Below are 11,143 nucleotides of genomic sequence, written 5' to 3'. Positions count from 1 at the left end.
CAATGAAACCAAAAGCTTTATTCAACTGGAGTAGTGGAAAAGATTCTACCCTTGCTCTTTATAAAATACTACAGGAAGATCAGTACGAGATCACTACACTGCTTACCAGCATCAATCAGGAATTTCAAAGGATCTCTATGCATGGAGTTCATGTATCGCTTTTAGAAAAACAAGCGGAAAGCCTCGGAATCCCATTAACCAAAATGGAACTCCCTAAAGAACCATCCATGGAAGAATATCAACAGATCATGAATACAACAATGACTGAAATTAAGGCTCAGGGCATTACGCATTCAATTTTTGGAGATATCTTTCTGGAAGATCTCAGAAAATACAGAGAAGACCAATTAAATGCTGTTGGCATGAATGCAGTATTTCCTCTTTGGAAACAAAACACCTCCAACCTCATCCATGAGTTCTTAGATCTTGGTTTTAGAACTATCGTAACCTGTGTTAACGGATCTTACCTTGATCAAAGTTTTGCCGGACGAATTATTGATCAGCAATTCATTACCGACCTTCCTGAAAATGTTGATCCATGCGGAGAAAACGGAGAGTTTCATACTTTTACTTTTGATGGTCCCATTTTCAAAAATCCGATTCAGTTTAAAATTGGAGAAACAGTAAAGAAAACGTATCCCAGACCCAAAACATCTCCTGACGAAGAAGATGGAGAGTATGTTTTCTGGTTTAGCGACCTTGTATTAAAATAGGCCTGTGAATTTTCTTCCACATGCTTTTAAATATACCATTTTTATCACAGGAGAATTTTATTAGGACTAAAATTGTCCACAAATATTAATTCAATTAGCACTAAATTGCTCCGGAACCTCATCCTAGCACGCAATTTGCTTCCCTTAATGCTCTTCAGGATATTTTAGTATCTTTAAGAATATCAATCATCATTTAAAAAATACAACACCTGTGATCAAAAATTTATTATTCCTGTCCTTTTTCTGTTTTTTATCTTCCTGTACCACAACTGAGGTTCCAAAAATTGCCCCGGTTGATAAAAAAGCAATCATTGATTCTACCATTGCTGCTTTTCAGAAAACCCTTTTAGAGCAACAGATTGATTCCACTTTCAAGAAATATCATTTCAATGGAAGCATAGCTGTTTTTAAAGATTCTATACCTCTTTACAGAAGGGAAAACGGTTATTCAGATTTTAAAAGAAAAACTAAAATTGACAGCAATACTATTTTTGCAATCGGATCTGTGAGCAAACAGTTCACTGCTGTTCTGATTCTGCTCCAGATGGAACAGGGAAAACTGAATGTGACAGATAAAGCGTCAAAATACCTGAAAGAATTTCAAATCAAAGAATATGAAAACATCACAATTCATCAGCTATTAAATCATACTTCCGGTTTGAATCTGATGGGTGGAAAACTGATGTTCAAAAGTGGATCAGATTTCTTTTATTCCAATGATGGATTCAATACTCTTGGAAAGATTGTGGAAAAAGTTTCTGGAAAATCATATGATGAGAATGTATCGGAACTATTCAAAAAAGCAGGAATGTCCCATTCTTCAACAGGAAATACTTTCAAAGGAAATAATTTTGCCAGTGCGTATGTCGGGACACCTGCCAAATTCTCAGAAGTTCCCAATATGCCGAAAAGATTAGGCGGATCAGAAATCGGGATACCCGCTGGAGGAATACTATCTACGATTCAGGATCTTCATTCATGGAATAATGCTCTCTATGGTGGAAAAATTTTAAAACCGGAAACCCTTAAACTCTTTATGGCAAAAAGTTCAGAAAGACATCATGCTATTTTTGGAAAAATGGGTTACGCCTATGGAATTATGCTTAATATCGGTCAACCCAATTCTTATTTCCACAGCGGCTATATAAAAGGTTCTCCTTCCTTAAACATCTATTATCCGGATACCAAAACGTCTGTGATTATTCTCTCTAATATTGCCGATGAAGAAAGAGGAAAAGGAGTGATCTTCAGACCTCATATTGAAGTGAAAAAGATCACTGATCATCTTGAGAATACACTGAACCAACTTCGATCAAAACATTAGTTTTAGCACCCATTTGTTTACACGAACTTCAGGAACTCCTGCATCTTGACTAAATTCTTTTTATGCTCAAGAAAATTGAATACCGCAAAAGCAAGAGCTGCCTGTAATACAAAAGGAAGAATTAAGGTTACCAGAACCCCGGCAACATCTGCATAATTCTGTTCTCTGAAAAACTGGTAGGCATAGTGCCCGTTCCTTATGGCCACCTGCGTCATGGAGCTGGCACACACAACCATTAATCCAAGATTCTGCTGATACATTGTATAGAGACATTTTCCTTTGTACTTAAAGTCTGCTTTTATATACTTCCAGATTTTGTGATTAAAAATCCATATCAATATTGTTGTCACTACAAATGAACCATTAAGAAGTCGGAAAAACAGTTTATATTCTTCCTGATTTCCTGCCATAAAAATTAGTAACAGATTAACAGCAAATGCCAGAGCAGCTACCATCAATGATTTTTTGAAAATCCCTTTGTATTTCTCCCGGATAATTCTTTTGGCAATCAAAGGAATTTTTGTAGGATAAAATAAAAAATAATTAACCATTTTAAACTCATTGCTCCATGATTCTTTTACCTTCAAGAAAGCTTCCTCAAAATTGATATTCTCATTGCTTTGAATATCCAAAATCTGACTGATCATATGATCTCTGATTTCTACCAGAATATCCAGAGACAACTCTTGGGCCACCAGATAATCTGTAATTTTATTTTCCTGTGCTTCAGTCATCATATGTTAAATATTGTCTGTAGGTTGAGTAAATAACTTTTCATCTCAGTTTCCTGTTCTGCCTGTTGTTTTTTTCCCTTGTCAGTCAACAGGTAATATTTCCGGTCTCTCCCATTAATCTTTTGAATTTCGGAAGTAATCATTCCATCGCTTTCTAATTTATGCAGCAATGGATAGAGCGCACCTTCTGTCATTTCAAGTTCACCCAAAGTAAGTTCTTTAGCTCTTTGGGTAATCTGATAACCATACATCTTCACTTCTTTCGAAAGGAGCTTTAAAATAATATTCTGTAAAGTACCCTTATAGAGACTATTTTTTTTCATAGAATGGTTTAAATACCTTACAAACTTATGCATAATTTTCTTATGTATTAAAATATAATTTAAAAACTTTTAATTTGTCATATGAAAAAAATGTACTTCATAGCCATTTACCCTCCTCAGGAAATTATTGAAGAAATAAAAGTTTTTAAACAGGATCTGGCAACAAATTATGCCAATTCCAAGGCTTTGAAAAACGAAGCACATATTACACTCTTTCCTCCCTTTTCGAGAGAAATTGAACTGGAAGAAGATATTTACATTGCTTTTCAGAAAATCAATACAGAAATTACACCTTTTGAAGTAGAACTGGATGGCTTTGGAAGCTTTCCCAACCCTAAAAATCCTGTACTCTATATTCAGCCAAAAGAAAATATTCAATTAACAGAGCTTTACCACAGGGTAAAGGAGCATTTTAATTTTGCTCAATATTCTTTTCACCCGCATATGACTGTGGGATTCGGAGATCTGACTTGGGAAAATTATCTTAGAGCATGGGAAAAATATGAAACCAAGGAGTATAAAACTAAATTTATAGTTGATAAAATTCTCCTACTTCGCCACGATGGACAATGGGTACCTGTAGCAGAGAAAAAACTGGAAAAATAAAACCGGCTACTGGAGCCGGTTTCGTTTCATTTATTCTTTGATGATCTTCTGAGAAATAATCAGGTTTTTATTTTCTTTTACATTCAACAGATAAGTACCTGCGGGATAGTTTTTAATATCAACCTTTATAGCAGAATCATTCAGTTCAAATCTTGATGGAATGAGCTTTCCTGAAGCATCATAAACTTCTACTTTCAACTCTTTTGAAAAGACCTGCTTGCCTTTAATGAAAAATTCTCCATCTGTTGGGTTAGGATAAATACTAAAACGCCTTTCTTCAGCTTTTATCTCTGAAATTTTAAGCGTAGTCTTGCTCAAAGTCCAGGAAACATTGGTTACATGAAGTGTACTGTGATTGTCAACTTTCAAAAGCGGATTGTTATCCACTACCGAAAGAGTCAGGGTATTACTTCCATTGCTAAGTTGTCCCGGAGTTATCATAATGCTACTTCCTGTTTCCCCAAGAGCCGTTCCGTTTAAACTCCAGGAATTAACCAGCGTATTCGGGATGGGTAGGATTTCATTGACAGTGAAAGTAACATTGGATGTAGCATCCACAGTGGTATTATTTGCCGGGGTATAGGAATCTACAGGAGAAACCAGACTATGAATTTTTTCAATAATTGCCTCTTTACATACGGAGCAGAACTGTTGATTAAGATATCTCATTTCGCAACTCTGATGCGGTCTGAACCAGGTGGGACTCTCAGCATGGGCATAAACTCCTACTCCATTCAATCCTACCCAGTTTTTCCATTTTATCGTTGCCGGGTTAGAATTCTGAGTTTTATTGGGAGATTCCAGTGAACCTGAAAACCAATATTCATCGGCTAATTTACCAAAAGAATGCCCCAGCTCATGTACCACAATTTCATTGGAAGAACCATTGAGTGAAGCAAAAGCATAAGTTCCTCCACAACCTCCATATTCTGTAGAGTTACCCAAAACATAAGTAATATCATAATCAGGAATGTTGGCTGCCAGAACCTGCCCTACTTTATTGGTCGTATTACTGTAGATGCAACGGTGAACTCCTACATCGAAAGTAGACCCAAGATAGTTATTGGGATTGGTTACAGGAATTACGGGCTCGGTAACGTCTGTTGCCGTTCCGGGATGCTTTACTCCGGATTCGGTAGAAATTACTTTTACGGCATAGGCATTAAAGTAATTTTTATATTCCGTATACGGACTTTTTGTAAAAAGATAATTGACTGTATTCTGAGCAGATGTTGTAAAGGCAGCTTGCTGTGCAGAGGTAAATCCGTCTCCTAACACGGCAATCACAACTCGTTTACTGTTGTCTCCATTCTGTAAAAGAGGAACAGTCTCGAATGACTGTGCAAAACAACTGCTTCCGATTAAAAGGGATAATAAAGTTTTTTTCATAATTATAGTTTTTGTGTGAATAATACTTGTATTCCATCATCAGTTGCTTTTTCAATCTTTACTGACTTTACGTTTTCAGAATAAGAAAACCGGGCACTGAATTCCGTATTTTGAAGGGAAGCTTTATGTCTGGAAATTCCTTCTTTTTCATATACCTCCAGTTCAGGATTAAAAGGATCTTTCACAAGCTGTTTAACTACTTCTTTTCCATCAAACCCTATTAATATGATCACAAGATCACCCTTACGAACATCATCTCTATCAAAAGAGGGTACATGTTTTAGTCTGCCGTCTGCAATTTTAGTACTCTGAAGTGTAATTTTTGTATTTCCTGAGTAATCTTTATCCGCCTTGAAAAACAGATAAATAATCCGGTCGCTCTTTGTTGTAACGATTTCTGAATCCTTACTTTGAATTAAACTACTTTCCTTCTGAAAGCTGCATAACAAAAAAGCAGGAACAATAAGTACATTAAATACATTTTTCATAATCATTTTTATTTAAAGTTACTAAAGTTTTAAATAAAAACGGAAATCATTATCAATACTTTTTTACACTTAAAACATAGAAAGTCATATCTTTGACGCAATGATTTCAGAGAAAATAATTTTAGGAATTGACCCGGGAACAACGGTAATGGGATTTGGTATTATCTCCGTAAAAAAAGGAAAAATGGAGATGGTCTCTATTCATGAACTGATCTTAAAAAAATATCCCAATCACGAAACCAAGCTTAAGTACATTTTTGAAAGAACCCTGTCTCTTATTGACGAGTTTCATCCTGATGAAGTCGCTCTTGAAGCACCCTTCTATGGAAAAAATGTACAGAGTATGCTGAAGCTTGGACGTGCTCAGGGTGTTGCCATGGCTGCCAGTCTTTACAGAAACATCCCTATTACAGAATATTCTCCAAAAAAAATCAAAATGGCTATCACCGGAAATGGTAACGCCAGTAAGGAACAGGTAGCAGGTATGCTTCAAAACCTTCTTAAATTAAAAGAATTTCCTACAAAATATTTAGATGCTTCCGATGGTCTTGCTGTAGCAGTATGTCATCATTTTAATTCCGGAACGATAGCAGATACCAAATCATATTCCGGATGGGAGAGTTTCTTAAAGCAAAATCCTGATAGATTGAAATAGTTTTCCATCTTCATTTTGCAAATTTTCAAAATTAAAAAAATTAACATCCTCAAAAACAGAATTTTATATAAACACACACAATTACTTGGTAAAACATAATACTATCTTTTACATTGGTATGATTTTTAGTACTACCTTTGTATAAATTTTCAGTTATGAAAACAAACCAACAAACTATAAATCAAGGGACTCATAAAATAAACTGGTTCCAAAAGTTTCTGATGGTATGTTCAGGCGGGAACATCCATATTTTAAGAAAGACTCCGAGTGAATGGAATAAGTTTTCCGGCATCGGAGGTATTGTCCTTTTCACTGCAGTATTCGCCACTTTATCTGCAGGCTATGCTATGTATACGGTTTTTGATAATCTTTGGGCTTCTATAGGATTTGGAATTCTGTGGGGATTAATGATTTTCAATCTTGACCGTTATATTGTTTCTTCCATCAAAAAAACAGGAACATGGTGGAATCAGATTCTGATGTCTATCCCACGTCTCATTCTTGCAACCTTTCTGGGAATTATCATTTCTAAACCTTTAGAACTTAAAATTTTTGAAAAGGAGGTGAACAAACAGTTGAATACCATTATTCAAAGAAATAAAAAGCAGTTACAGGGTGAAATGAATGGTAGGATTCTTCAACAAAGCGGTCCTTTTGAAACAGAAAAGCAACAAATTTCAGGAAAAATTGCTCAGTATCAGCAGTCATATGACTCTGCTTCTGTAGAGCTTGAGAAGGAAATCCTGGGTAAACAATCGGGATTAACCAGTGGAAAAGAAGGTTACGGCCCCAATGCCAAACGTAAGCAACAATTAAAGGAGCAACGTCGATTGGACCTTGAAAACTATCAGAAACAGGCTGCTCCCAGACTGGAATATCTGGATAAAGAAATTTCCAAGGTATACACTAATCTGGAAACAGAAAGAAAATCTACAGAAACTTTTGAAGATAAATTCAATGGTTTTGCAGCAAGACTTCAGGCATTGGATGAGCTTGGTAAAAATTCTGCGATCATTGGACTTGCAGCCGCTTTTATCATGGGATTGTTTATCTGTCTTGAGATTTCTCCGGTTCTGGTAAAATTAATCTCTCACGTAGGGCCCTATGATTATCTTTTAGAAAAAACAGAAAATGATTTCAGGTTGTATTCTAAAGAGAAAATTGAAAAAGGAAATGCTCTGACTGATTTCAGAATTGATGATTTTAAGGATAATCTGAAAAATTAAAATGATAACTTATTCCCATCATCCAATCTTAAACATTAGAGAAAAAATCTATAATAAACTATTTTTCAATAAATAAAATCTAACCTTTTGTTATATAACGAAAGGTTTTTCTTTTAATTAAGTGTTTTATGTAAAATATTTTTTTAATTTTATATTACTTAAAATTCTTGCTATCATGAAAAACTTAATTTTTGCATGTACACTGCTGATAGGCAGTGCATTTGCTCCTGCTCTAAAAGCACAGGCATCAGAACCATTTTTAGGGCAAATAGCCTTTGTACCTTATAATTTTGCTCCAAAATACTGGGCAGAATGTAATGGGCAGCTTCTGCCCATCGCTCAAAATCAAGCACTTTTTTCATTGTTAGGAACCACTTATGGAGGAAATGGGACAACCACATTTGCCTTACCAGATATGAGAGGAAGGGTACTTGTTCATAACGGACAAGCTCCGGGAAGTCCTACCACATACACCATGGGAGAAACCGGAGGAGCTGAAAGTGTAACACTATTGATAACACAAATGCCAGCTCACAATCATACTGTAAATGCCGTAACGGCAGAAGGAAACCAAAGTACTCCAACAAATAATTTACCTGCTGACACAAAAGGACTCGATAAAGAATATTCCGATACAGCTGCTAACACTGTAATGAAAAACACAATGGTAGGAAATACAGGAGGAAGCCAACCTCATGAAAACAGACCTCCATTTATTACCTTGAAATGTATTATTGCATTAGCTGGAGTTTTCCCATCACAAAATTAATAACTATGAAAATTCTTTATTTATTATGCCTGATAGCAGGAAGCACAGCTTTTGCGCAGACTATAACTTTTAAAGGATGCATTAATCTGTTTGATGATCAAACTTTTATTTTTAATAAAACCGGGGTTGACACCAATAACAAAAGCATCTATGTAACGACTCCTGTTGACGGAGAGCCATGCAGCGGCCTGGGAACCTGCGAATTTAAAATACAATGGAACAACACTCTTACAAGATGGGAATTTCTTGCTGATGAGGGATATGGTACATTTACAAATCCTAAACTTATTTATTACAATTCAACGGGAAATAATTCAGTCTCTTTTCCTCCTGGTAACAACATTGGAACCTGGGTTGAAAATACGGCATTTACAACCGGGCTTTGCAATGGAAATCTTACTGCAGGAAATTCTACCATGACCGGTGATGTGCAAACCACAACATTAGGAACTTCGGAACTTACTAAAAATAAAATTCAGATCTTCCCTAATCCTGTGACTGATCTCATCAGTATTAGAGGTATCGACGACGGAACGTCAATCCAGATTTACACTATTGACGGACGTCTAGTAAAGTCTGAAATGTTTGATTCTAAGATTGATGTTTCACAACTCGCTCCCGGAGGATATGTACTGAAAATAAATACCCGAAATTTTCAGACGCATCAATTTAAATTTGTAAAAAAATAAGGTACTGTTTTTTTAAATAATCAATTATTAAAGCTTTCGGGATCTCCGGAAGCTTTTTATTTTAAGATAAGGAATGTTTTTTGCATAAAATACAGTATGCCTTCAAGTGTTGTAAATCATTTCATTTATTTCCAAGAAACTGAAATATTGAGAATTATATATCAGTCGGGGGCTGTTTATGACTATTTTAAAGTACCTTCTACTATTATAGAAAAGTTTGCAAAGGCAAAATCTAAGGGACAATTTCTTAACAAAGTTATTAAGCCCAAATTTAAGTATATAAAAATTGAATAAAAAATGTCTCCATTACAATGGAGACATTTATATATATTTTAAATGATAATCATTTTATTTGATAATCAACTTTGAAGACTTACTGTCTTTTCCATTAGAAACCTGAATCATGTAAACTCCTTTTTCTAATTGCTGGTCTACTTTGAAAACACCATTTCCTTCTTCAGATACAGATGGACTTGATACCAGTCTTCCCGACATATCAGAAATAGAAACTTTCAGATTCTTACCATTTTTAGCTTTAATGAAGATCTTATCTCCGGTTGCTACCGGGTTTGGATAAACTGTTAAATCACCATTATCAGCTTTCACTTCACTTGTTCCTAGGTTGGTAACAAATTTTACTGTATAATCTTCAACCTGTCCGTATTTTAATTGTCCACAAGGAGCCATGTTAGCATTCTCATCATCTACAAGGACTCTCATTCTTAGAGGAGTATTCAATACTACTGAAGCCGGAGCTGTAATCGTAGTACTGTAAGTACCAATTAAAGTAACAGGATCTGCAATAATATTATCAGCCGAACCTACAAGTTCAGAAGCTTCAAATGTTCCGTTATTATTATAATCAATCCATACTCTTACATCATTATATGAATCTGATACATTCACCTGAAGATTATGAGTTCCAGTAGCAGAAAGCTCAGTTGATGTTGCTCTTAAGCAGCTAGCTCCTGTATAATCTTCATAGAAATTAGCAGCACTCTGCCAATATCCTGTTGATGCATTATTGATATTTCCCAGTTTTACTAAAGTTGGTCCTACAAAATAATTACTTGGTGTTGTAATACCTGTTGGATTACATGCAGCTGCAATAGGAGTTCCAATAGCCGCTCCTGCAGAAGGAGCTGTTGCTCCTAATGAAGTACTTAGCCCTCCTTTCATCAGGAAGAAATAAAGAGCTGCTCTATCATGTTGCCCATTGGTAAACTTAAATGCTGTTGGGTTTGTATAGTTCATCATATTATACTGTACTCCCTGATAGTTCACCCCTGAACAATAATTCATATCATTATTGGTAGGTGCCGGAAAATCATTCAGCAAGCTTCTTGATCTTTCTGTATCACAAACCTGATCATCATCATTCTCACAGTTACCAGTAGTTGGTGGACAGAAATTAGTAGTTGTATCTCCTTGTGGTGCATCCGGGTTTACATTTCCAAAAGTATGAAGTAATCCCATACTATGTCCAAATTCGTGTGCCAGAGTAATATCATCCTGTAGTGTAACTACAAAAGATTTCATAAAGGATTCATAAGAAGAATCAGGATTTTGAGGTAATCCTGCCCATCCCATAATACCATAAGTACCACCGCCATCTACTTTATTCATAATATAAATATTGAAGTAAGATGCTTCCGGCCAATGAGGAGCAATTGTTTTTACCTGTGCTGTTGTAACTCCATTGGCTCCGTTACGCTTTACTCCATAAGTATCATATCCAGTAAGGACTCCTCCATTATATCGAATAATCCCCGTAGTAGCATTACAGCTAGGGTCTCTTTTAGCCAACACCAATTTAATCGGCATCGTAGCAGCATTACCAAAATCTGCAGGAACTCCCTGCGCCCATTGATAAGTACCTGCATACATTTGATTACAATGATCCAACCAAGCCTGAATTTGTGCATCACTCTTATTATAAGCTGAACCAATAGCAGCACCAGTAGGTGCTATTACGTGTACTACTACAGGAATTTCGTAAACTCCATTTACAATTTTGTATGCACTTCCGTTTTTAGCTGTAGTATTCTGATTACCGCTAATAATTTTGTTACGGATATTACGAATCATCTCATCAATTTCCGCATTCTGTTTTTGATGTACTCTCTGTTCATTATCAAAGTCACACCAATCTTTTTTTTGTTGTGCAGATACTGAAAGGGATAGTAACAAAGCCCCACAAAGGATAGTTTTCTTCATTTCACTAATT

Annotated in this window: 13 protein-coding genes; 8 read left to right on the top strand and 5 right to left on the bottom strand. The window is 35.7% G+C overall.

Annotated elements, in window-relative coordinates; translation table 11 throughout:
• Window positions 1-2 precede the first annotated feature (2 nt).
• Both A1704_RS19460 and A1704_RS19455 read left to right on the top strand, forming a co-directional pair.
• Window positions 3-713 (top strand): Dph6-related ATP pyrophosphatase, encoded by a 711-nt coding sequence (locus tag A1704_RS19460; RefSeq protein WP_062675704.1) that lies wholly within the window; start codon window positions 3-5, stop codon window positions 711-713.
• A 211-nt stretch (window positions 714-924) separates the two neighbouring features.
• Window positions 925-2,037, top strand: a complete 1,113-nt coding sequence (locus A1704_RS19455) for a serine hydrolase domain-containing protein (protein ID WP_062675703.1) — start codon at window positions 925-927, stop codon at window positions 2,035-2,037.
• A gap of 17 nt (window positions 2,038-2,054) precedes the next feature.
• Here the strand turns inward: A1704_RS19455 and A1704_RS19450 are convergent, their stop codons facing one another.
• Complete coding sequence (locus tag A1704_RS19450; protein WP_123279029.1) at window positions 2,055-2,774, bottom strand: hypothetical protein; 720 nt, start codon at window positions 2,772-2,774, stop codon at window positions 2,055-2,057.
• Window positions 2,771-3,094 (bottom strand): PadR family transcriptional regulator, encoded by a 324-nt coding sequence (locus tag A1704_RS19445; protein ID WP_062675701.1) that lies wholly within the window; start codon window positions 3,092-3,094, stop codon window positions 2,771-2,773. The genes A1704_RS19450 and A1704_RS19445 overlap by 4 nt, the downstream gene beginning before the upstream one ends.
• An 81-nt stretch (window positions 3,095-3,175) precedes the next feature.
• On the opposite strand from A1704_RS19445, the gene A1704_RS19440 reads away from it, so the two are divergent.
• Window positions 3,176-3,700 (top strand): 2'-5' RNA ligase family protein, encoded by a 525-nt coding sequence (locus A1704_RS19440; protein WP_062675700.1) that lies wholly within the window; start codon window positions 3,176-3,178, stop codon window positions 3,698-3,700.
• Between the two features lie 30 nt (window positions 3,701-3,730).
• Here the strand turns inward: A1704_RS19440 and A1704_RS19435 are convergent, their stop codons facing one another.
• Window positions 3,731-5,089, bottom strand: coding sequence for a T9SS type A sorting domain-containing protein (locus A1704_RS19435; RefSeq protein ID WP_062675699.1), 1,359 nt, complete (start codon window positions 5,087-5,089; stop codon window positions 3,731-3,733).
• Between the two features lie 2 nt (window positions 5,090-5,091).
• Window positions 5,092-5,577 (bottom strand): hypothetical protein, encoded by a 486-nt coding sequence (locus tag A1704_RS19430; RefSeq protein ID WP_131797546.1) that lies wholly within the window; start codon window positions 5,575-5,577, stop codon window positions 5,092-5,094.
• A gap of 100 nt (window positions 5,578-5,677) precedes the next feature.
• On the opposite strand from A1704_RS19430, the gene ruvC reads away from it, so the two are divergent.
• The 5 genes from ruvC (at window position 5,678) to A1704_RS19405 (ending at window position 9,210) form a co-directional block, all read left to right on the top strand.
• Window positions 5,678-6,232, top strand: a complete 555-nt coding sequence (gene ruvC, locus A1704_RS19425) for a crossover junction endodeoxyribonuclease RuvC (protein ID WP_034692903.1) — start codon at window positions 5,678-5,680, stop codon at window positions 6,230-6,232.
• A gap of 155 nt (window positions 6,233-6,387) precedes the next feature.
• Window positions 6,388-7,458 (top strand): DUF4407 domain-containing protein, encoded by a 1,071-nt coding sequence (locus tag A1704_RS19420; protein WP_062675697.1) that lies wholly within the window; start codon window positions 6,388-6,390, stop codon window positions 7,456-7,458.
• A gap of 175 nt (window positions 7,459-7,633) precedes the next feature.
• Entirely contained in the window at window positions 7,634-8,227 is a 594-nt protein-coding gene (locus A1704_RS19415) for a phage tail protein (protein WP_062675696.1), read from the top strand.
• A gap of 5 nt (window positions 8,228-8,232) precedes the next feature.
• On the top strand, window positions 8,233-8,916 hold the full coding sequence (locus A1704_RS19410) for a T9SS type A sorting domain-containing protein (protein WP_062675695.1): 684 nt from the start codon (window positions 8,233-8,235) through the stop codon (window positions 8,914-8,916).
• A gap of 96 nt (window positions 8,917-9,012) precedes the next feature.
• Window positions 9,013-9,210: a KTSC domain-containing protein gene (locus A1704_RS19405; RefSeq protein ID WP_062675694.1), complete on the top strand. Its 198-nt coding sequence runs from the start codon at window positions 9,013-9,015 to the stop codon at window positions 9,208-9,210.
• A gap of 54 nt (window positions 9,211-9,264) precedes the next feature.
• Here the strand turns inward: A1704_RS19405 and A1704_RS19400 are convergent, their stop codons facing one another.
• On the bottom strand, window positions 9,265-11,133 hold the full coding sequence (locus tag A1704_RS19400; RefSeq protein ID WP_062675693.1) for a GEVED domain-containing protein: 1,869 nt from the start codon (window positions 11,131-11,133) through the stop codon (window positions 9,265-9,267).
• Window positions 11,134-11,143 lie beyond the last annotated feature (10 nt).

The sequence above is a fragment of the Chryseobacterium cucumeris genome (assembly GCF_001593385.1).
Classification (GTDB): Bacteria; Bacteroidota; Bacteroidia; order Flavobacteriales; family Weeksellaceae; genus Chryseobacterium; species Chryseobacterium cucumeris.
This window is presented reverse-complemented; position numbering and strand designations above follow the sequence as displayed.